Raw genomic sequence first — 21214 nt, forward strand, 5'->3', positions numbered from 1 at the left:
AATTGAATTGGTTTAGCCAAAGGCCATGATATTAAAACATTGCTTGGTAGGCAACCAAGACCCCGTAAAAACCATAAGCAATTAGTATAATAGCCATAGTTTTTCGAAATAAATTGGACTGTAAGAGCCCCTTTATTGAAAAAATGCCGAATGATAATGACAGTAGCGCCGGCAATGTTCCTAAGCCAAAGGCTGCCATAATTAAGGCGCCATTTTCCATGCTGCCGCTGGCCATTGACCAAGTGAGTGTTGAATAAACCAGGCCACAGGGTAACCAGCCCCATATAATACCTAATGCCAGTGCTTTGGCATTTGAGTCAACCGGCAGTACTTTACTGGCCAGTGGTGAAATAAATTGCCAAATAAATTTTCCAGCTTGTTCTATTTTGGTTAATAACATTAACCATTGACCAAGATAGAGCCCAAGTAAAATTAAAAAAATGGCAGAAATTAGCCGTAATGCATGCAGAGGAAAGCCAATACTTTTGGCTGCTAAAGAACCGGTAAAGCCGACAATTGCGCCAATAATGCTGTAAGACGCAATGCGTCCTAGGTTATAGGCAAGGGTAAATTGCCATTTTTGCTTGTGGTTTTGCTGAGGAATTGCCGAAAGCAACATACCTGAAACGCCACCACACATCATTAGGCAATGTCCTGATCCTAGTAAACCAATAACAAATGCGGAAAGTAAATCTAAGGTCATTTGTTGGTTGAATCACCGTTGATTGTTGTTTTTTCTGATTGTTGTGCGGTGTTTTCTACAACTTCAATGTGGCTTTTTTGAGCGTCAATTGGCTTCTCTTGTGCACCAGCATGCTTGTCTGAGGCCTGTTGTTTGCTTTCATCGTCAAATAAAATACTTAACCCTTCTTTTTCTAAATCGTTAAACTGCTCGGTTTTAACCGCCCAAAAAAACAGGTAAATCCCGACAATGGTTAAAATAATCGCAATAGGAATAAGTACGTAAATAACACTCATGATTTTAAAAGTCGCAGCGAGTTGGTAATCACTAAAATCGAGCTTGCAGACATCCCGATAACCGCAAGGTAAGGGGTGATAAATCCACAAACAGCCAATGGCAACACAATAGCATTATAGCCAATTGCCCAACAGTAATTTTGGTAAATAATACGTCGGGTTTTAATACTGGTGTTACGCAGTGTTGTGATAGAAGACAGCTTATTATTTAATAAAATGGCATCTGCGCCACTTTTCGCGACATCTGTACCACCGCCCATAGCGATAGAAACATGAGCGGCACTGAATACTGGCGTGTCATTAACACCATCACCTACCATAGCAACGGTTTTTGTTGCTTGCAGCTTTTGCACAATATCCATTTTTTCATGGGCTGAAAGGCCTGCATGTACTTCGTCTAATGGCAGTTGTTTGCTTACTTTTTCACAACCTGTTTGGCTATCGCCAGATAGCATGATTGTTTTAATGTTGGCTTGATGTAAATGTTCAATAACCGAATTAGCCTCATCTCTTGGCTTATCGGATAAATAAATTGCGGCAATTAATTGCTCATTCTTACAAACCGCAATTTGTGCATCAATGCAAGTGTTTGCGTGTTCATGATCATCTGTGTTTACCAACCAACTTACTTTACCAACGGTAAAGTTATTACCATCAATGTCGCCAGAAACGCCAAGGCCAGGATGCACAGTGACATAACCGGCATTAATTGAATAATCTCTGTCTGCGTTAAATGCTTTGGCAAGCGGGTGTTGTGAATGCGTCTCTAAAGCGGCAACTAATGCTAATAGTTGTTGATCGGTGTAGCCTTGTTCAAAATGAATAATACGATCAACTTGAAACTGGCCTTGGGTTAAAGTGCCAGTTTTATCAAAGGCGAAAATATCAACCTCGGGAATAGTCTCTAAAACATGGCCTGATTTAATCATAATGCCATTGCGGTTAAGTTTGGTGGTAGCACAGGTAAGCGCTGTTGGCGTTGCCAATGAAAGCGCGCAAGGGCAAGTGGCAACCAGCACAGACAAGGTGATCCAAAACGCTTTTTCCGGCAAGTGTTGTTGCCAGTAAAGGGCGGTGGCGATGGCGGTTAATAAAATTATCGCAACAAAATATTGAGCGATTTTATCAGATAACTGGGCAATTTTAGGTTTGTGCGACTGAGCACTTTCACTTAAGCGAATAAGCTGACTTAAAAATGTTTCGCTACCAGGTTGCTGTACTCGGGCAATTAAGTTGCCGTCGCCATTAATCGTTCCTGCAAATATTTCATCTCCAATAGTTTTGGCAACCGCTCTTTGCTCACCTGAGAGCATAGCCTCATTAAAGTGGCTACTTCCGTGTTCTATAACACAGTCAGCAGGGGCTGTTTCGCCAGGCTTTATAATAATTTGATCGCTGCGCTGTAAAGATTTTGCCGTAACAAATTGTTCTATGCCATCAACCAATTTTGTTGCTGTCATTGGCATTAACTTTAACAGGTTGGCTGATACTTGCGCGGCGCGTGATCGTGCGCGAAACTCTAAAAACTTACCTATAAGTAATAAGAAGGTAAACATAGAGACTGACTCAAAGTAGACCTCACCCTGTTGGGTTACCGTTGCCCAGGCGCTGGCAAAAAATGCCAGTAAAATCGCAATAGATACGGGAACATCCATACTTAGGCGCTTGGCTTTAATGGCGTTTATTGCGCCGACATAAAATGGGAATGCGCCATAGAAAATAATTGGGATAGTTAGTATTAAGCTAACATGACGCAGATAGACTAAATTATGCTCAGCCATATCGGAAAACGCGCCAAAATATAAGCCAATGGCAATCATCATAACTTGCATCATTAAAATGCCGGAGACGCCAAGTCGTTTAATAAAGGTTTTACTTTGTGCTAGGTTTGCTGTCTCACTGTCGCTGGCTTTAAACGGTAGGGCGTGATAACCCAGTTGTTCAATATTTTCGATAATTTGGCTCAGTTTGATAACATCATTTTGCCATTTGATGTTGGCCCGTTGGCTGGTGGCGTTAACCGAAATGTTGGCAATGCCTTCAATTTTTTCCAATTTCATTTCAATTAGCCAAGCGCATGCCGCGCAGCTAATGCCATCAACGGTTAAAATGGTTTCTCTATACTCGCCAGCTTGGTGGGTAAATTCATGTTGTAAGTTGTCATCATCAAGCAATTGGTTTCGTTGTAATTGCTCAGGAACCAGTTGTGTGCCTTTAGGAGCATTTTCTGTGCGAAATTTATAGTAGTCGGTTAGCTTGTTATTAACGATAGTTTCGGCAACTGCCTGACAACCCACACAGCACATTGCTCGATTTTTATTATCAATAACAACATTAAGGGCGATGCCTTTAGGGATAGGCTCGCCACAATGAAAACAAGGTTCTGACATTACTGGGCTTCAGCTGGGTTCGGAATTAACTCAATAAAGTTGGCTTGAGGTAGAGCAATGGTTGCTTGTATCTTCCATGTATTCTCAAACGAAGATAGCGTTACGCGCCACTTTCCTGCTTTTGATTGCTCAAATTGATGGCGAAAATAACCGCTGCCATCGGGTGTTAATGCCAAATTAAAGTCTTTTTCTTTTTGGGTAGGGTGGTAAAAGCTGACATTTAAAATAGGAAATTGTTTTTCTATTCCAGTAGGCTTTATTACCAGTTCGTTATCAACGAGCTTTAAACCAAACTTCATGCCTAATTTTTGCGCTTCTTTTACTTTAGATACTTCCAAATTAATGGCTTTACCTTTTTTATAGTAATCACCTACAACTAAATCATCCGGGTCGGTATTGGCAATAATAACGGTTGAAATACCTGCAACAACGGCAGAAAAAGGTAAGAAAAATACTAACCAAGCCCAAGGCTCTTTGTACCAAGGTGTTTTCATTGAATAAATCTGATAAAAAATTATGGTCGTTATTGTAGCCTTTTATTTTAGCTGCTCCAATAATAAAAGGTTAAAATCTACGATCTATATCAATAAAAAACGCCTTATTAAATACTTAATAAGGCGTTTTAAAATAATAACTTAGATTAAGTTTTTAGTTGTTTGATAAACTAAATACGTAAGCACTAATTAAGTGAACTTTATCTTCACCTAGAATGTCTTTCCAGGCTGGCATTACACCGGCACGACCATTGCGAATTGATTCTTCAACTGCTTTTTGTGAGCCACCGTATAACCAAATGTTGTCGTTCAGGCGAGGAGCACCAAGGGCAATCCCCATTGCTGCGCTACCTTGACCTTCAGCACCGTGACAAGCAGCACACATTGCGAACTTAGGCGCTGCTTTTGCTGCTAAGTCAGCGTCATGTTCGCGGCCACTTAAGCTAAGCACATAAGCTGCCATTTCTTTAACGCCTGCTTCGCCGCCTAATGCACCTTTCCAAGCCATCATACCTTGTGCCTTACGGCCATTCATAATGCTTTCTTTGATCATTGCTGGCTCGCCACCGTACAACCAATCGTTATCCGCTAGGTTAGGGAAACCAGTTGTACCACGGGCGTCTGAACCATGACATTGTGCACAGTTTTGTAGGAATAAACGTTGGCCTACTTTAAGTGCCGCTTCATCGGTAGCTAAGTCTTCAATACTACGGGCAGCATAGGCTTCAAAGATTGGGCCGTATTTATCGTCAGCTAATTTAACTTCACGATCGTACTGGTTAAGTACGCCTGAGCTTTCCTTCAAGTTTGCCTCAGTACGTGCAGCTGATTCTTCGATAGTTAGTACGCCTTGGTTAGAGCTTTGCCAGCCAAGTAAACCCGCCCAGTTACCTAAACCTGGATAAAGCAATAGGTAACCAAAACCCCAGATAATGGTTAATAGGAAGAAAGTACTCCACCATTTAGGCAGCGGATTATTTAATTCTTCAATACCATCAAATTCATGTCCCATTGATTCGCCTTCAGGGACACCAGCGAAGTTCTTTAAACACATGCGTAATAACAGGTAACAACCTATCAAAGTACCCAGTGAAAGAACCGTAATCCAAATACTCCAGAAGCTAGACATTATTATTAGTCTCCTGTTTGTTTACCTCTTTATTGTCGTCTTCCTCGAAAATAGAGTTTGCTGCTTCATCGAATGCAGTCTTTCTCTTTTTACTGTAGGACCAAACCACAATAATGATAAAAAGTGCCAAAATTAGGAGGGCGATTAACCCTCTAAGTGTTCCATAGTCCATATCGTTACTTCAACGCGTGGCCAAGAGATTGTAAGTAAGCAATTAGCGCTTCCATCTCAGTTTTACCATTAACGTCTGAACGCGCTTTAGCGATTTCATCAGCAGAGTAAAGTGGGATAGGGTTGCCTTGCTCATCTTTATGTCCGCGATTACGAGTCAATAGGTTAAACGTTTCTAGCTTTTTAGCCGTTAATTTACCGTCTAACGTATTTTCTTCTAACCATCTAAAAGATGGCATATTTGACTCAGGTACCACTGAACGAGGGTCGATTAAATGGGCACGGTGCCAGTCATCACTGTAACGACCGCCAACGCGAGCTAAATCTGGACCAGTACGTTTTGAGCCCCATAAGAATGGATGTTCCCAAACACTTTCACCTGCCACAGAATAGTGACCATAACGTTCAGTTTCAGCACGGAATGGACGGATCATTTGGCTATGACAGGTATTACAACCTTCACGGATGTAGATATCACGTCCTTCCATTTCTAACGCTGTATATGGACGTAAATTAGTGACTGGTGTTGTCGTCGCTTTTTGGAAGAACAACGGAGTAATTTCTACTAAACCACCAATACTGATTGCCATAATGGTTGCAATAAAGAACCAACCAACGTGCTTTTCAAATTTTTCGTGTTTATTTTGAGGATTATTAGTCGCCATTGTGATGCTCCTTAAGCCGCTTCAACTTTCTTAAGGCTGCCGTTTTCAGCACCTATGGTTTTAAACATGTTGTAAAGCATGATAACAAAACCAGCCACAACTAATGCACCACCTAAGAAGCGCATAAAGTAGAACGGGTATGAGGCTGTTAAACTTTCAACAAAGCTGTAAGTTAATGTACCGTCAGTGTTTACCGCACGCCACATTAAGCCTTGCATAACACCAGAAATCCACATGGCAACGATATATAAAACGATACCTGCTGTGTGCATCCAGAAATGGATGTTGATTAAACGAACACTGTACATACGTTGTTGGTTAAATAGCACAGGAATTAAGTGGTACATCGCACCAATTGACACCATGGCAACCCAACCTAAGGCACCTGAATGTACGTGACCGATAGTCCAGTCAGTATAATGTGATAACGCGTTAACCGATTTAATCGCCATCATTGGGCCTTCAAACGTTGACATGCCGTAGAAAGATAACGATACGATTAAGAAGCGTAAAATTGGGTCATGACGAAGTTTATGCCATGCGCCTGATAACGTCATAATACCGTTAATCATACCACCCCATGATGGCAGGAATAATACGATAGACATTACCATACCTAAACTTTGTGCCCAGTCAGGCAATGCAGTGTAGTGTAAGTGGTGAGGACCAGCCCAAATATATAGTGAAACTAGTGCCCAGAAGTGAACGATAGATAAGCGGTATGAGTAAACCGGACGTTCAGCTTGTTTTGGTACGAAGTAATACATCATGCCAAGGAAACCAGCAGTAAGTAGGAAACCTACAGCATTGTGACCGTACCACCATTGCATCATCGCATCTATGGCACCCGAATAAATCGAGTATGATTTCATCATAGATACAGGGATTGCCATACTGTTACCAATATGTAATACCGCAACAGTAATGATAAAGCCACCGAAGAACCAGTTAGCAACATAGATATGTGATGTCGTTCGCTTAATTACCGTACCGAAGAATACGATGGCATAGCTTACCCAAACGACCGCAATAGCGATATCGATTGGCCATTCTAATTCAGCATATTCTTTACTGGTGGTGTAACCTAAAGGTAAGGTAATTGCCGCTGCGACAATAATCGCTTGCCAACCCCAGAAAGTGAAAGAAGCTAAGCTGCCACCAAACAACGCGGTTTTACAGGTACGTTGTACAACATAATAAGATGTTGCAAATAGGGCGCTAGTACCAAATGCAAAGATAACAGCATTGGTATGCAGTGGGCGTAAACGGGAGTAGGTTAACCAAGGCGTATCAAAATTTAGCGCAGGCCAAATTAACTGGGCTGCAATTAAAACACCAACTAGCGTACCAACGAACCCCCAAATGACAGTCATCACAGTAAATTGACGTACAACATTCATGTTGTAATCTACTGCTGATGTATTACTTTGACTCATGTTATGGTTTCCGCAGTTATAATTATTTGTTAATGGGTGTGGACTTGTCCGAGCAATTCACTAACTACTCTACAATTAGTTATAGACTATAATTAGTAACTTCACCCGTTGGAGTTCCAACACGTGCGCATGATAATGATTTAACGTAGAAAAGTCACCCGCGTTCACGGCAAAACCTGTTCTAAATCAAAAAAAATCACACATAATTACAATAAATGACAAAAATGTGGGTAAAATGCCATTGTATGTTAGATAAAAGGTTGATATGTGGTCATAAAATATACATTAATTACAAGTTGTCTATTGCTGCTTTTTGCCTGCCAACCCAGTAATGATAAATCTTTCACTTTAGCCACTGCTCAATGCATTTCTTCCCAGTCTCGTTGTGAAATAGTGATTGATAATAGCCAGATAGCCATCCTATTTAGTGAGGCCTATTTGGTCGCAGAAACCCCATTTAGTTTATATGTCGAGACGCAATCACCTGAAATCACCATAGCAAGTGGCTACATGGAAGGTGTTGATATGTTTATGGGAAAAATTCCTTTATTTTTCAAAGAAGAGCCAGAAATTACAGACAGTGGTCGGCGCTTTACTAGCCAAGGGCTGTTTGGTGCTTGTTCACAAAAAAACATGACCTGGCGGGTTTGGCTTAACTTAACTATTGAAAAGCAGGGTAATGTAGTTAGTAAAACCGTGTTTTTAGATGTAAAAAGCTATCAATCTGCTGCTGACATTACTACGAGTTAACTTAGCGCTAATTCAGTACTAACTGAGCGCTAACCAAAGTGCTACGCCTAACATTAAACTTCCTGAAACCCTGTTTAGCAAGGCAACATTGTTGCGTTGAGTAAGTACCTTGCCAATGGTTTTACCGCCACTGGCGTATATCATCATGCAGGTAAATTCAGAGAGAATAATAATGCCAATCAGTAGCAACAATTGTGGTGCTATTGCTAGTTGGTCATTAATAAAAGGCGGCAGTAAAGATACCATAAATGCCCAACCTTTTGGGTTAGCGATGGCGGTGATAAAGCCTTGGCTTGCTAATTGTTTAGCAGAAACGTTGGCTTTTTCCGTTTGATTTGAAATTGCTAACTTGCCTTTCGAGCGCCACATATTGATGCCAATATAGGCCAGATAAATGGCACCTAATATTTTAAAAAGCTGGAATATGTTGGGGTATTGTAACATTATCGCGGACACCCCAATTACCGCCGCAATGGCAACGGTAGCGACGCCAACTAACTCGCCAATCATCATGTACATAGTTCGTCTAACACCAATGGACATACCTAAGGTCATCGCCAAGGTCATGCACATGCCGGGTGTTAAGCTAACAATAAAAAATGTTGGAACAAATAAAGCAATTAGCGTTAGGTCAAACATAAAGGAACTCAGTCATAAGCGAAATTTCTTGTTATAAAAGTAGGCAGAGTTAACCGCCACCAATGATCTTAAATTGTAATCAGATCATTGGTCAGCTTTATTAGGGTTAAATGTTATTGGTGCTAAATATTGTCGGTGCTAAACGCAATTCGCTTAAATATTATTAGTGACATCAACCGAAAGCTTAAGGATCTGTCCAGGTTGCAAGTACTTTTTACGGCTTAAGCTATTCCAACGTTCGATATCACTGATTTTGACATTAAACTTGTCTGCGATGCGGGCAAAAGAGTCGCCTCGTCGCACACGGTAGGTAATATTGCGCATAATTGCTTGTTCACTTGGCTTGCCAGCGGTTTGGGCTAAACCAGACTTTTGCCAAATCACTAATTTTTGACCCGGCTTAATATAGTCTCTTGGCGCCATACCATTCCATTTAGCGATGCTGCGAGTAGAAACATTATATTTTTGGCTAATGTCCCATAGCGTGTCGCCAGATTTTACTGTGTGATAACTTTTTATACCTGGGCGTTCACGTTGTTGAGTTTTTGATAAACGCTGTTCTTGCGATAAAATGTAGTCATCAAGCTCTTGAGCAGCAACAGGAATTAATAAATGTTTACCGGCGCGTATATTATTGCCTTCAATATTATTAACGCTGCGGATCAACTCTGGCGTGGTATTAAAGTGCTTGGCGATGCGAATTAAACTATCACCATTTTTAATTTTATAACGTTGCCAACTTAAGCGATCTTTATCAGATAGTTTCGCCAACGCCGTTTGAAAGTTTTCGGCTTTCGTGCGCGGAACCACCACATAGTGTGGGCCTTGAGGGTCTGTTGCCCAACGATTAAAACCAGGGTTTAACCGTTGGAATTCCGCTAAACTTAAATCTGCCAATTTTGCTGCTTTGGCTAAATCTATTTGAGAGCCAATATCGACACTTTCAATTACTGGCACATTATCAATTTCATACAGTTTGACATTAAAGGTTTCTGGCCGTTTAACAATATCGGCTAATGCCAGTAATTTCGGCACGTAAGCGCGCGTTTCCTTCGGTAAATCCAATGACCAAAAGTCAGTAGGTTTATTTTTACGTGCGTTGTTCTTCATCGCGCGTTTAACTCGGCCTTCGCCAGAGTTATAGGCAGCAAGCGCTAATAACCAATCACCATCAAAATACTTATTGAGGTATTTTAGGTAAGCTATAGCACCTTGGGTTGAAGCAATAACGTCCCGTCGACCGTCATACCACCAGTTTTGCTTCATACCAAAACGTTTGCCGGTACCAGGCACAAACTGCCACATACCAGAGGCGCGGCCATGGGAATAGGCAAATGGGTCAAATGCACTTTCAACAATCGGTAATAATGCCATTTCTATTGGCATATCGTTCGCTTCTAGCTCTTGAACAATATAGTGGATAAACGGCTCAGCGCGTTTAGCGACACGATCAAGATAACTTTGATGTTTTGCATACCAGTTACGTTGCGCTATTACCCGATCATTTTGTGGAATATCGAATGTTAGTTGTTCACGCATATGTGCCCAAATATCTTCAGATACATGAACAGCATCACCATTTAAATCAATATCGATATCGGCAACGGGGTGAATAACATCGATAGTTTCGTCAGCAAGTAATGCTTGGTTAATTTCTGATGGCAGGGCGATATGGCTATTTGAAGCCAGCTCCCGATTGTTGTCAGCTTGCTGAGTTGTTTGGCAACCAAATAACAGAAGTGATGCCGATAATGCAGTTGATAGATACTTCATATACGTCTTTTCAATCAAAAAGTAGCAAAATTCTACTCGTTTAGTATGGTAATTCAAGGGCTAATTCATGTGATATTAAAATTGGTCCTTCCATTTTCGAATAGTGGCAAAGACGTTTACTTCAGTAGTTAACTGATTTCCAGCAAATATTTCTGCACTAGATTTAATTGAGTATTGATTACAACGCAAAAAAGGATTAATGGCGATTTCTTGTTCGATTGTCGTTGGAATCGAAGGCAAGTTTTCTGCTCTAAGCCCTTGAACGTGTTGGCTATACGAGTCCAGTGCCCTATTGTTAGGTTCAACGGCTTGGGCAAACGCTAAATTACTTAAGGTATATTCATGTGCACAATACACTTTAGTGTGTGCTGGTAAACTTTTTAATTTTGCAAGGGAGTTATGCATTTGTGCGGGTGTTCCCTCAAAAAGGCGACCACAACCGCCTGAAAATAAAGTGTCGCCACAAAACAAAACTTCATCATTAAAGTAAACAATATGGCCAGCGGTATGGCCGGGAACATCTAACACAGTGTATTCCACCTCAAATTCAGGTAATGGCACAGTATCACCTTCTTTTAGGGCGACGGCTTTATGTGGAATATTTTCATTTGCCGGACCAAATACTGTCGCTTGTGGAAATAAATCAATAAGCTCAGCTATCGCGCCGACATGATCTGGGTGGTGATGGGTGACTAAAATATAACTTAAGCTCAAGTTATGTTGCTTAATAAAATTAATACATGGTTGAGCTTGTCCCGGATCTACTAGTGTCAATGCCGAGTTGTTGTTTGCAGTAATCGCCCAAATATAGTTATCGTTAAAAGCGTTAATTGGCGTTATATTTATAGTCATATCAGCACATTTAAAAAGTTTTTATCATTATAACGACTAACTTTATCACGACAAACTCCGTTATAAATAGATCAAAAGGCTAGGATCTGTAGACCTTTCATTTTAGTCTCTGCTATAGGCTAATTTATAAGGTGACTAGGCGAACAGAGTGTAATGTAGTTATTCTACATTAACGATTTTCAACGCAGTTAGGTTGAAAATGAGCCATAGCCCTTCGGGTTGTTTTAAAAAAAAGGTGTCACCCTTTGTTGCTTAATATGCATTTGGCACAATCAAACTTTATATTAAGCGCCGCGATTGACCGCTTTTTCAAAAACAACAGCGTTATAAACTGAAAGATCAACAGACCCTAATAAAGCTTAGGATATTAAAATTTGATGAAATCTGCATTAGCTTATCGCGAACCAAGTACACCTCAACAATGGCAAGAACTGCCAATGGGTTCAACGATTTGCCAAACGATTAATCAGGCTATTGCCCCTTGGTGTAGCAAATTTTTTGGTTATCACTTATTGAAAATAGGCGCACTAAGTAGTGCAATTGATTGCAGTCAGTCACCAATTAAGCATCAGGTAAATGTGTCACATTGTCGCGAATTAAGCTCTGTGATCGCTGACATCGATGATTTACCATTTATTGAACATAGCGTTGATGTTTGTATATTGGGGCATGCACTAGAGTTTACTACTGACCCTCATCATGTATTGCGTGAAGCGTCACGGGTGCTGATCCCGAATGGCTATATGGTCATTACTGGATATAACCCATTTAGTTTTGCTGGATTAAATAAACTTATGCCATATCGGCGTAAGCAGTCACCTTGGCGGGAGCAATTTTTTACCCCAATGCGGGTTAAAGACTGGTTAGCGCTGATGGGCTACGAAGTATTAGACGACAATCGTTTGTTGTTTTCGATGCTTTCCGGACGCGATGAAGGCAAAAAGTCAGGTAAGCTCAATGGTTATTGGCAGCGGTTTGCCGGTAGTTACTTGCCTGCACTAGGCAGTATCTATGTGATTGTTGCCAAAAAACGTGTTCACCCGTTAACGCCAATTAAGCCTAAGTGGCGCTTACGACCAAGCCTACAACCAGCCAGAGTGACGCCAATGAACAGCAGCAAGGTTCATGGTAAATATCGCTAATAGTTATTTAAATGAGTGAAATAACTTTGGTTAGTTTATTTGTTAAAAAAAAGCCCTGAAAAATCAGGGCTTTTTTATGATTTGTAATGATTAGGCTAAGCCTAATCTGTTATTAGAACTTATACGTTGCTTGAGCATAGGCAAAACGGCCTTGACCGCTATGAACGTTTACAACAAATCCCATAAAGTCATGATAAGCAAATGGAGGCTCTTCATTAAACAGGTTAGTTGCACCAATAGTTAAAACAGTATTATCAATACCATAGTAGTTGAATGTTGCATCCACTGTGGTCATTGAATCAACTTTTTTATCAATACCTAAAGATGCTTCTTGTTCAAACTCATCGATAAAGTTAATCGCTGCAGTTGCACTGAAGTCGTCTTTCATCCAGTCAATTGAAGTTGTCCAGCGAATTTCAGGTTGCTCAAATCCACCTTCTTTTGTGCCTTTATAATCTTCAAAATTTAGAACATAGTTCATTACATAACCTAAACGGAATTGACCATATTCAGTATCTAAGTTGTAACGGATATCAACGTCTAAACCAGAAGTTTGTAGGTCACCAATGTTTTGGAAACCATCATTAACCTGAATAACTTCACCAGGATCATTAGGAATTGATGTAGGACGACGCTCAACAATGTCAGGATCTAAACCGTAAGTATCCATAACAAATTGTGTGTCTGAATCAATAATATCTTCGATGTCGTAATCATAGTAATCTACAGAGAAGCTTAAGTCATCTGTGATGTTATAAATTACACCAAAGTTATAACTCGTTGATTCTTCTGGCCCTAAGTCTGGGTTACCTTCAAAAACTGCTGTGTATTCTTGTGGTTCACAGGCACGATCTTGATTGCCGATCAATTCACAACGCTTAGTATCAATCAAGTTTGGCGACTCATCAGTACGACCTAAACCTAATTGGTGTAACGAAGGTGCACGGAAGGCAGTACCGTAGGAACCACGAACACTTAAGTCTTCGGTAGGTGTCCATAAAAATGATACTTTAGGATCGGTTGTAGTACCAAAATCAGAGTAATCTTCGTAACGTACCGCAAGTTGTACTTCTAAGGTATCAATAACAGGGATCGCTAATTCGCCAAAGATAGCTGTGTTGTCACGAGAGCCATTTGCTTGTGTCGCTTCAGTACCAAAGATATCACCACGTAAGAATTGATCATCTGGATTGTCAGAAATTTTCTCTTCACGGTATTCAGCACCAACCGCTAACATTAAGTCACCTGCAGGCATTTCCATCAATGGTCCAGAGAATTTTACATCAAGTGACTTATTGGTTGATTTACCAATACGTGTGGTAGTGGTTTCAATATAATCGAGTGACTCTTGCGAGTTTGAAGATGGCTCAAACGGGTCCCATAGGCCAGAATCAATCGCTTCTTGAATACGACGTGAGTTAGGAAAACCGTCAACACCGCGCTCAGTAGATTCACTTTTAATATAAGAATAAGCTGCTTCCCAGTTCCAATCGCCAATTTCACCTTGTAAACCTAAAATCGCGCGATAGTAATCTGAGTCTACGCGTTTTTCACGGTTGCCAATATCAACAGTACGGCGGCGCATAGTTAAATCCTGACCGTGGAACTCATGCTCTGGCATATCGGCAAACGGGTGATTAATGTTGTCGCCAGACATAAATAATTCATTGAAACTTGGGCTACCTGCGCCACGAACCACTGATTTTGAGTTTTGGCCGTTTAATTCAGCAAATGCACGCATATTATCGTTAATTTCGTATTTGCCCATATAATTCCAGCTAAAACGTTCGGCATCTGGGATCATGGTCATATGTGGGGCATAGTCATAACGACATAAGTTATTGGCAAAATCACGATCAGCTTCTGGACAAGTATCATTACCATATAAATCAATTAAACGGTTTGATGGATCTGCTGCCAAGGCAATGGTTCCAGGAATACCAGATGAAGATCGGAAGTCAGTTGTCAATGGATCATTGGGACGCAATGCTGTTTGGTTAGCTGATTTAGCGTAATCGCGATCGGCATATAACACTTCTTCGCGGTCAAAATATTCCATGATGAAGGTGTGGCTTGATTTTTCTGTTTGATTACCAAACACTAAGCTAAATGATTGCTCATCGCCACCGCCATCAGCAGTGGTACCAACTTTACCTGAAAGCTCAACACCATCAACATCATCACGTAATACAATGTTAATTACACCAGCTACCGCATCAGAGCCGTAAGTTGCAGATGCGCCATCTTTTAAGATATCGACACGTTTAATTGCAGATAATGGTATGTTGTTAATGTCAACAAATGCAGTATCAATACCTTTAGCAAACGGACTAACAGATACGCGGCGACCATTAACTAAAATAAGTGTTGAGTCAGCACCTAAACCGCGAAGTGATACTGATGAGCCGCCGTTGGCGGTATCATCTGAGCTGTTGGCTTGGGTTGAGAAAGTGCCTTGACCTGAAATTGGTAACTTAGTGAATAAGCTGATTAAGTCAGTAACACCGGTTTTTTGAATATCTTCTGACGATAAACTGGTTACCGGCGAAGGGCCTTCCATACTGGTTCTTTTAATATGAGAACCGGTAATTTGGATACGTTCTACTTCTTCTTCCGTTTCTGCAGCGACAACATTAAAACTTTGCGAGGCAAGTAATGCAGCAGAAATGCTTAGTGCAAGTGATGTTTTCTTAGAAAAAAACTTTGTCATTTCCTTCATTCCTTTTGATTATAATTATTAAAATCAAACTATAATTAGTTAACTTTTGTTAGCCATATCTTGTGCTATTTGCTAGTTCTTGAGACTAGTTTTTTGTTTGATCTACAAATTTGTAGCAAATATCTAGGCAGATAGGAATAGGGAATTTGTGTAGAATGTTAATAGATTGTAAATATATCTATCCGAAAACATACTTGGTTTAGCCGCAAACAGGCATCAGTACTGCATTTTCTACGACTCGATTCGTACAGAATAAAAATTTTCCATGGTCGATATTTTTTGTTGATGATGGGTACTTAGTTGTATTGTTTTGATCGAGTACCTGTTGTTGAAAGATTTTATCGGCTATTCAAATATGAGACACTGATGCCAACGCATAGTAAGCATTAATCTGGGAATTACATGTTAAGAGCAGAATTTGAACAATATTTATTTGAATTATTAAAACCTCAGCAAATCGCCGATTTCTGTCCAAACGGTTTGCAAGTCCAAGGCAGTGATGAGGTAATAAATATTGTTACAGGGGTAACGGCAACCGAAGCATTAATTGATCAAGCCATTGCGTTAAATGCAGACACCATATTAGTGCACCATGGTTACTTCTGGAAAGGTGAGTCGCAAACAATAACCGGAATGAAATATAACCGCATTAAAAAGTTGCTTGAGCATAATATCAATTTATTCGCCTACCATTTGCCGCTAGATATTCACCCTGAACTTGGCAATAACGCGCAATTAGCCAAGTTATTGGGCATTAAAGTGACAGGGCCTTTAGAGCTAGGAAACCCGTTGAGTGTTGGCGTGCAGGGCGAACTAGCCTTTAATATTAGTGGTGAAAGTTTTAGTCAATTAATTAGTCAAAAGCTTGAACGTCAATGTTTACATATTGCACCTCCGTCTAATAAACCTATAAAAACAGTAGCGTGGTGCACAGGTGGTGGTCAAAGTTATATCGAACAAGCGGCTAGCCAAGGCATTGATGCATTTATTTCAGGTGAAGCCTCTGAGCAAACTACGCATGTTGCCAGAGAATTAGGTATTCACTTTTTTGCCGCTGGTCATCATGCAACCGAACGATATGGCGCTAAAGCCTTGGGTGAACATGTAGCGTTAGAGTTTGGGCTAAATGTCGATTTTATCGATATTGATAATCCAGTTTAAGTAATAGCTATGTGTGTTAAATGGTTAGCTTATTAATGAATTTAATAAGCTATCCATTGCCAAAGTTGACCCATCGCTTCATACCAAGCAATACTGCTTTTCACTAAACTTTGGCTTTGCGGTAGAAAATTCTGCCAAACAAGTTGCTGCTCAATATTTTTCACATAAAATCCTGCAGGTGCAGGAATGGGGGTAACGCCCTCCAACGCAAAATATTTCATCGCTCGTGGTAGATGATAAGCGTCAGTTACTAGTACCGTATTTTTACCTTTAACTCGTGGTGCAATAAGTTGTGCTTCTTCGCGGGTATCTTTGGGGAATACCTCTAATAAAATTTTATTCTCTGGCACGCCCAAAGCGATAGCTGCATTTTTCACTTTCTCGGCATTTGACATTTCATCTTGGCCACCTGAACCAGAGGTAATGATTTGAGCTTCCGGATGCAGTCGATAAATTCGAATTGCTTCAACTAATCGAGACAGTGAACATGGCTTTAATTGTGATGTTGCAGGAAGAGCATCGTTTGAGTGGTGACCACAGCCAAGAACAATAATGTAGTCAACAGGTGTACTTGACCGACTAAAACTCTCATAGTTTTTTTCGAACGAGTAAATGCTTTTATCAGCAACATAAGGAATAGAGGAAATCGCCAGAATTAACGTTGCACACAATAGTAACCGACGACTTAAGCGAGCATTGGCTTTGGTCAGCATTAACGAGGTAACTAATAGTAAAAGGGTGATGTTGATCGGCATAACAATTACCGAGACCAACTTTTTAAACAGAAAAAAGTCCATGAAAGTCCGAATTGCACCTAGAGTTGCGCATTATGTTCAAAGCAGTTGACTATTCTAGCTAATGCATAGCTGCATTCAATATCTGTTGTCATATTTACTCGTGTAATAAAATTACAAATATTCATTAATTGATCGCTATTTTTACTTGTATCAGGCTTAGCTTTGATGTTTAATACCCGTGTTGTCGAGCTTTTACTTTAATAATGCTGGCAACACCAGAAGAGGTGCGAAAGCCAGGTAGCTAGTATGAGGAACCACATTCCCATGACCACTAGTGAGGGGGACTTTCGCCGAGGATACTAGTTTGAGTGGCGAGCTGTATTCGGTCACTAGGGTTGAATCCCTAGGATTGTCACCGCTAATGTAAGATAACTCGAGCATTAGCAAAGGTGGAGAGCTTCTGGCTGAAAATGTTTTGCTTATTTTCTGCTGCGCATATCCTCAGCCTTGCTCTTCCTTGTTGTAAATAGTTTACTTGCTATCTAGGGAGGACTTTCGATGAAATGTTATTTCGATTACACCTTAACTACTTATAATCAATCTCAGTTTAAAGCGTCTGGGAGTGTCTATGTCTAATTTAACTGTCGCTAAATTTGGTGGTACCAGTGTTGCTGACTTTCAAGCTATGCAGCGTTGCGCCAGTATCATTAAAAATGATTTAACTAACCGTGTGGTGGTCGTTTCCGCTAGTGCGGGTGTTACCAACCACTTGGTCGCATTGGGGCAAGCAAATTTATCAATTGAGCAGCAAGCCGAGATCATTGAAGCTATTCGTGTTATTCAATTTAATATTGCTGCCGAGCTAGCCAATACTGAAGCGCTAGAAACCGCTATAAATGGCAAGCTTGCCGAGTTGGCAGAAGTGGCAGCGCTGCAGGCTGAGCAACATAGTTTAAAAAATGCTGATGAAATTCTATCTTACGGCGAACAATTAAGTTCTATGCTATTTGCTCAAGTGCTTAATGAGATGGATGTAAGTGCCATTAGTTTTGATGTTCGCCGTGTAATGAAAACCAACAGCCTATATGGTCAGGCAGTCGTTGATATTGAGCTGTTAAAAGCTAAGGTGATAGATGAACTCACTCCTTTACTTAATCAACATGTGGTTGTTACGCAAGGGTTTATTGGTCAAGACAGTTTAGGCAATACTACCACGCTGGGTCGTGGCGGCTCAGATTATAGCGCGGCATTATTAGCTGAAGCGCTAGAAGCAACTAATTTAAGTATTTGGACCGATGTCGTTGGTATTTTTACCACCGATCCACGTATTACTGATCAGGCACGCTCAATTCCTGAAATATCCTTTGGTGAAGCGGCGGAAATGGCAACCTTTGGTGCGAAAATATTACACCCTGCCACTTTAATACCTGCGATGCGGACAAACATTCCGGTATTTGTTGGTTCAAGTAAAGAGCCCGAAAAAGGCGGTACCCTAATTCAGCAAACAGTGGCATCAAACCCAACTTATCGCTCTATCGCGCTTAGACGAGAACAAACGTTAGTGACGGTAAAAAGCCCGGCAATGTTGCATGCCAGTGGCTTCTTAGCGAAAGTGTTCGCCATATTAGCCAAACATGAGCTAAGTGTTGATTTAATTACTACCAGTGAAATTAGTGTCGCGTTAACTTTCGATAACCCAACGGGTAGCACCAAGTCATTAATCAATAATTCGGTGGTTGAAGAGCTTGAGCAGTTGTGTGAAGTGACGGTTGAGCACGGCTTATCTTTGGTGGCAATAATTGGTAATAATTTGCATAAAACTAATAGCTTAGGCAGTCACGTTTTTGATCATATTAATGACGTAAATATTCGTATGATTTGTCATGGTGCAAGTAGTAACAATCTATGCTTCTTAGTGCCAGAGCTAAGTGCTAATACGGTGGTAGAGCATTTGCATCAAGCGTTATTTGCTTAAAAGACATTTATTACGAGTGAGCAAGTAAGCTATTAACTTACCTTAAAAAGGCGAACCACAATGCTTAACCTCTGTGTTCGCCTTTTTCTTTAACCTTGCAAATTATTATCTACTTTTGCTGAGGCTTATCTCTTATCAATATCTAATCTAGCTTAATGCAACTAGCTAATATGCTGGCGGGCATTAGTTAGTAATTTATCTAAAGTCATTTGTAAGCCACTGAGCTCAGCCAAGGATAAACCGGTTAGGGCAAATAACTTCGCCGGAATTTGCTTGGCTTTTTGCTTAATATTACGGCCATGTGGCGTTAAGGTGATTGAAACCGAACGTTCATCTTCTTGACTACGAGTACGTTTTATTAGTTGTGCTTGTTCTAGCCGTTTTAGTAGTGGCGATAACGTGCCAGTATCTAAATCTAATGTTTGGCACAGTGTTTTGACTGGCATGGCACTATCAGCTTGCCATAGCGCTAACATCACCAAATATTGTGGGTAGGTTAGCCCCATGTCTTTCAGCATAGGGGCATATAGTTTAGTAATGCTTTTGTTTAAACTATACACCCGAAAGCATAACTGCTTTTCTAATGCTAGAGAATCAGACATAAGCGTTATAATAATGCGGTAATGGCCGGTTCAATTTTTTCAGGCTTGGTCATAGTGGCATAACGTTTGACGACTTTACCGTCTTTGCCAATTAAGAATTTAGTAAAATTCCACTTAATGCCTTCGGTTCCTAAAATACCCGGCGCTTGAGCTTTTAAATATTTGTAAAGCGGGTGCGCGTTGTCACCATTGACATCGATTTTGCCAAATAGTGGGAATTGGATATTAAAATGTAAATCGCAGAACGACTTAATTTCTTCGTTACTGCCTTTTTCCTGCTGTTGAAATTGATTACATGGAAAGGCTAATACCTCAAATCCTTGATCTTTATATTTATCATAAAGCTTTTGTAAGCCTTCATATTGTGGAGTAAATCCACAAGCGCTAGCTGTATTAACGATTAATAAAACTTTTCCTTCATAGTCTTTTAAATCAACGGTTTGTCCACGATAGTCTTGTGCTGAAAATTGATAAATTGAATCGCTCATAGTTAGCTCTTTTTAAGTTTTGTAAAATTAAGTTGTGCACAATATAAAATAATTAACGAATAAAAGCAAGAAAGTGGTTTGGCTATGACTAATTCAGTACTATAGGCGGCAATTATTTTTTATCGTTAATTTATCGTTATTTTTTTAAGTAAAGTAGGGCACTGACATGGCAAAAGTTGCATTTATTGGTTTAGGGGTTATGGGTTATCCGATGGCAGGCCACTTGGCAAAAGCAGGACATGAGGTTTCGGTATATAACCGTACTCAGGAAAAAGCCATTGCCTGGGCAGAAGAGTTTGGTGGTCAACACTTCCCTACACCGAGACAAGCTGCACAAGATTGTGAATTCGTTTTTTGCTGTGTTGGTAATGATCAAGACTTAAGCAGTGTTTGTTTAGGCGAAGATGGTATTTTAGTTGGAATGGTGAAAGGTACGGTGCTAATCGATCATACCACCGCATCGGCAGAAACTGCTCGCGAACTAGCGACACAAGCAGCTAAACAAGGCGTAGCATTTTTAGATGCGCCTGTTTCTGGTGGTCAAGCGGGCGCAGAAAATGGCGTATTAACGGTAATGGTTGGTGGCGAAAAAGCTGACTATGAGCGTGCACAACCGGTAATGGCCGCGTTTTCGCGTTTTACTCAATTAATGGGGCCAATTGGTAGTGGCCAGTTAGCGAAAATGGTGAATCAAATTTGTATTGCCGGTGTCGTACAAGGTTTAGCAGAAGCGTTTACCTTTGCTGAAAATGCCGGTCTAGATGCTGACTTATTAGTAGAAACTATTTCAAAAGGCGCTGCGGGCTCATGGCAAATGGAAAATCGTTATAAAACCATGTTTGCTGGTGAATATAACTTTGGTTTTGCCGTTGATTGGATGCGTAAAGATTTGGCTATCGCCTTTGCTGAAGCTGAAAAAAATGGGACTGAATTACCAATGACCAAAATGGTTGATGGCTTTTATGAAGAAATTCAAGCGATGGGCGGTAATCGCTGGGATACCTCTAGTTTAATTGCGCGTTTTAAGCATTAGTTATAAGCAACTATATAACTAACGAATCAAATAAAAATGCCAGCATAGTAACCAAGCTATACTGGCATTTTTAATATTAA

The 21214-nt window shown here is 40.4% G+C and carries 20 protein-coding genes and 1 riboswitch; of the genes, 5 read left to right on the forward strand and 15 right to left on the reverse strand.

The genetic code is table 11. The annotated features are described in order from the left end of the window. Positions 1 to 31 precede the first annotated feature (31 nt). The 8 genes from ACOB82_RS06385 to ccoN all read right to left on the reverse strand — a co-directional run bounded on the left by ACOB82_RS06385 (position 32) and on the right by ccoN (position 7263). Complete coding sequence (locus ACOB82_RS06385; protein WP_448212115.1) at positions 32 to 703, reverse strand: sulfite exporter TauE/SafE family protein; 672 nt, start codon at positions 701 to 703, stop codon at positions 32 to 34. After that, positions 700 to 978 carry a cbb3-type cytochrome oxidase assembly protein CcoS gene (gene ccoS, locus ACOB82_RS06390; RefSeq protein ID WP_448212116.1) on the reverse strand — a complete coding sequence of 93 codons (279 nt, stop codon included), beginning with the start codon at positions 976 to 978 and terminating at the stop codon, positions 700 to 702. Before ccoS ends, ACOB82_RS06385 begins: the two co-directional genes overlap by 4 nt. Beyond that, entirely contained in the window at positions 975 to 3368 is a 2394-nt protein-coding gene (locus ACOB82_RS06395) for a heavy metal translocating P-type ATPase (RefSeq protein ID WP_448212117.1), read from the reverse strand. The genes ccoS and ACOB82_RS06395 overlap by 4 nt, the downstream gene beginning before the upstream one ends. Further along, positions 3368 to 3862: a FixH family protein gene (locus ACOB82_RS06400; RefSeq protein WP_448212118.1), complete on the reverse strand. Its 495-nt coding sequence runs from the start codon at positions 3860 to 3862 to the stop codon at positions 3368 to 3370. Before ACOB82_RS06400 ends, ACOB82_RS06395 begins: the two co-directional genes overlap by 1 nt. A 154-nt stretch (positions 3863 to 4016) precedes the next feature. Beyond that, a complete protein-coding gene (ccoP, locus tag ACOB82_RS06405; protein ID WP_448212119.1) occupies positions 4017 to 4991 on the reverse strand; it encodes a cytochrome-c oxidase, cbb3-type subunit III in 975 nt (324 codons plus the stop codon). Next, positions 4984 to 5163, reverse strand: a complete 180-nt coding sequence (locus tag ACOB82_RS06410; RefSeq protein WP_448212120.1) for a cbb3-type cytochrome oxidase subunit 3 — start codon at positions 5161 to 5163, stop codon at positions 4984 to 4986. The genes ccoP and ACOB82_RS06410 overlap by 8 nt, the downstream gene beginning before the upstream one ends. 4 nt (positions 5164 to 5167) lie before the next feature. Next, complete coding sequence (gene ccoO, locus ACOB82_RS06415) at positions 5168 to 5827, reverse strand: cytochrome-c oxidase, cbb3-type subunit II (RefSeq protein ID WP_448212121.1); 660 nt, start codon at positions 5825 to 5827, stop codon at positions 5168 to 5170. A gap of 11 nt (positions 5828 to 5838) precedes the next feature. Further along, positions 5839 to 7263: a cytochrome-c oxidase, cbb3-type subunit I gene (gene ccoN / locus ACOB82_RS06420; protein WP_448212122.1), complete on the reverse strand. Its 1425-nt coding sequence runs from the start codon at positions 7261 to 7263 to the stop codon at positions 5839 to 5841. 393 nt (positions 7264 to 7656) lie between these two features. Here ccoN and ACOB82_RS06425 point away from each other — a divergent pair, with 393 nt between their 5' ends. Continuing rightward, on the forward strand, positions 7657 to 8013 hold the full coding sequence (locus tag ACOB82_RS06425; protein ID WP_448212123.1) for a hypothetical protein: 357 nt from the start codon (positions 7657 to 7659) through the stop codon (positions 8011 to 8013). 18 nt (positions 8014 to 8031) lie between these two features. Here the strand turns inward: ACOB82_RS06425 and ACOB82_RS06430 are convergent, their stop codons facing one another. The 3 genes from ACOB82_RS06430 to gloB form a co-directional block, all read right to left on the reverse strand. After that, positions 8032 to 8652 (reverse strand): LysE family translocator, encoded by a 621-nt coding sequence (locus ACOB82_RS06430; protein ID WP_448212124.1) that lies wholly within the window; start codon positions 8650 to 8652, stop codon positions 8032 to 8034. Positions 8653 to 8805: 153 nt separating this feature from the next. Continuing rightward, on the reverse strand, positions 8806 to 10425 hold the full coding sequence (locus ACOB82_RS06435; RefSeq protein ID WP_448212125.1) for a LysM peptidoglycan-binding domain-containing protein: 1620 nt from the start codon (positions 10423 to 10425) through the stop codon (positions 8806 to 8808). Between the two features lie 75 nt (positions 10426 to 10500). Beyond that, positions 10501 to 11277, reverse strand: a complete 777-nt coding sequence (gloB, locus tag ACOB82_RS06440; RefSeq protein WP_448212126.1) for a hydroxyacylglutathione hydrolase — start codon at positions 11275 to 11277, stop codon at positions 10501 to 10503. 377 nt (positions 11278 to 11654) lie between these two features. On the opposite strand from gloB, the gene ACOB82_RS06445 reads away from it, so the two are divergent. Beyond that, positions 11655 to 12419 (forward strand): methyltransferase domain-containing protein, encoded by a 765-nt coding sequence (locus ACOB82_RS06445; protein ID WP_448212127.1) that lies wholly within the window; start codon positions 11655 to 11657, stop codon positions 12417 to 12419. 112 nt (positions 12420 to 12531) lie between these two features. Here the strand turns inward: ACOB82_RS06445 and ACOB82_RS06450 are convergent, their stop codons facing one another. Beyond that, positions 12532 to 15138 (reverse strand): TonB-dependent receptor plug domain-containing protein, encoded by a 2607-nt coding sequence (locus tag ACOB82_RS06450; protein ID WP_448212129.1) that lies wholly within the window; start codon positions 15136 to 15138, stop codon positions 12532 to 12534. Between the two features lie 402 nt (positions 15139 to 15540). On the opposite strand from ACOB82_RS06450, the gene ACOB82_RS06455 reads away from it, so the two are divergent. Continuing rightward, complete coding sequence (locus tag ACOB82_RS06455; RefSeq protein WP_448212131.1) at positions 15541 to 16299, forward strand: Nif3-like dinuclear metal center hexameric protein; 759 nt, start codon at positions 15541 to 15543, stop codon at positions 16297 to 16299. A gap of 41 nt (positions 16300 to 16340) precedes the next feature. Here the strand turns inward: ACOB82_RS06455 and ACOB82_RS06460 are convergent, their stop codons facing one another. Beyond that, a complete protein-coding gene (locus ACOB82_RS06460; protein WP_448212133.1) occupies positions 16341 to 17096 on the reverse strand; it encodes an ElyC/SanA/YdcF family protein in 756 nt (251 codons plus the stop codon). A 211-nt stretch (positions 17097 to 17307) separates the two neighbouring features. Next, positions 17308 to 17504, forward strand: a riboswitch (Lysine riboswitch). Positions 17505 to 17664: 160 nt separating this feature from the next. Between ACOB82_RS06460 and lysC the strand changes: the two genes are divergently transcribed. Beyond that, on the forward strand, positions 17665 to 19011 hold the full coding sequence (gene lysC / locus ACOB82_RS06465; RefSeq protein ID WP_448212134.1) for a lysine-sensitive aspartokinase 3: 1347 nt from the start codon (positions 17665 to 17667) through the stop codon (positions 19009 to 19011). A 161-nt stretch (positions 19012 to 19172) separates the two neighbouring features. On the opposite strand, the gene ACOB82_RS06470 is transcribed toward lysC, so the two are convergent. Continuing rightward, positions 19173 to 19613, reverse strand: a complete 441-nt coding sequence (locus tag ACOB82_RS06470) for a MarR family winged helix-turn-helix transcriptional regulator (RefSeq protein WP_448212135.1) — start codon at positions 19611 to 19613, stop codon at positions 19173 to 19175. A 5-nt stretch (positions 19614 to 19618) separates the two neighbouring features. Beyond that, positions 19619 to 20101, reverse strand: coding sequence for a glutathione peroxidase (locus ACOB82_RS06475; protein ID WP_448212137.1), 483 nt, complete (start codon positions 20099 to 20101; stop codon positions 19619 to 19621). 166 nt (positions 20102 to 20267) lie between these two features. Here ACOB82_RS06475 and ACOB82_RS06480 point away from each other — a divergent pair, with 166 nt between their 5' ends. Continuing rightward, positions 20268 to 21134 (forward strand): NAD(P)-dependent oxidoreductase, encoded by an 867-nt coding sequence (locus ACOB82_RS06480; RefSeq protein ID WP_448212138.1) that lies wholly within the window; start codon positions 20268 to 20270, stop codon positions 21132 to 21134. Positions 21135 to 21214: the final 80 nt, after the last annotated feature.

Source organism: Colwellia sp. MEBiC06753 (genome assembly GCF_053470325.1).

Bases quoted from the DNA above. Each gene is read 5' to 3' on its own strand.
- ACOB82_RS06450 (WP_448212129.1), bottom strand. From the start codon at position 15,138: ATGAAGGAAATGACAAAGTTTTTTTCTAAGAAAACATCACTTGCACTA.
- ACOB82_RS06480 (WP_448212138.1), top strand. From the start codon at position 20,268: ATGGCAAAAGTTGCATTTATTGGTTTAGGGGTTATGGGTTATCCGATG.
- ACOB82_RS06395 (WP_448212117.1), bottom strand. From the start codon at position 3,368: ATGTCAGAACCTTGTTTTCATTGTGGCGAGCCTATCCCTAAAGGCATC.
- ACOB82_RS06475 (WP_448212137.1), bottom strand. From the start codon at position 20,101: ATGAGCGATTCAATTTATCAATTTTCAGCACAAGACTATCGTGGACAA.
- ccoO (WP_448212121.1), bottom strand. From the start codon at position 5,827: ATGGCGACTAATAATCCTCAAAATAAACACGAAAAATTTGAAAAGCAC.
- ACOB82_RS06455 (WP_448212131.1), top strand. From the start codon at position 15,541: ATGTTAAGAGCAGAATTTGAACAATATTTATTTGAATTATTAAAACCT.
- ACOB82_RS06385 (WP_448212115.1), bottom strand. From the start codon at position 703: ATGACCTTAGATTTACTTTCCGCATTTGTTATTGGTTTACTAGGATCA.
- ACOB82_RS06430 (WP_448212124.1), bottom strand. From the start codon at position 8,652: ATGTTTGACCTAACGCTAATTGCTTTATTTGTTCCAACATTTTTTATT.
- lysC (WP_448212134.1), top strand. From the start codon at position 17,665: ATGTCTAATTTAACTGTCGCTAAATTTGGTGGTACCAGTGTTGCTGAC.
- ACOB82_RS06400 (WP_448212118.1), bottom strand. From the start codon at position 3,862: ATGAAAACACCTTGGTACAAAGAGCCTTGGGCTTGGTTAGTATTTTTC.
- ccoS (WP_448212116.1), bottom strand. From the start codon at position 978: ATGAGTGTTATTTACGTACTTATTCCTATTGCGATTATTTTAACCATT.
- ccoP (WP_448212119.1), bottom strand. From the start codon at position 4,991: ATGTCTAGCTTCTGGAGTATTTGGATTACGGTTCTTTCACTGGGTACT.
- gloB (WP_448212126.1), bottom strand. From the start codon at position 11,277: ATGACTATAAATATAACGCCAATTAACGCTTTTAACGATAACTATATT.
- ACOB82_RS06460 (WP_448212133.1), bottom strand. From the start codon at position 17,096: ATGGACTTTTTTCTGTTTAAAAAGTTGGTCTCGGTAATTGTTATGCCG.
- ACOB82_RS06470 (WP_448212135.1), bottom strand. From the start codon at position 19,613: ATGTCTGATTCTCTAGCATTAGAAAAGCAGTTATGCTTTCGGGTGTAT.
- ACOB82_RS06445 (WP_448212127.1), top strand. From the start codon at position 11,655: ATGAAATCTGCATTAGCTTATCGCGAACCAAGTACACCTCAACAATGG.
- ACOB82_RS06435 (WP_448212125.1), bottom strand. From the start codon at position 10,425: ATGAAGTATCTATCAACTGCATTATCGGCATCACTTCTGTTATTTGGT.
- ACOB82_RS06410 (WP_448212120.1), bottom strand. From the start codon at position 5,163: ATGGACTATGGAACACTTAGAGGGTTAATCGCCCTCCTAATTTTGGCA.
- ccoN (WP_448212122.1), bottom strand. From the start codon at position 7,263: ATGAGTCAAAGTAATACATCAGCAGTAGATTACAACATGAATGTTGTA.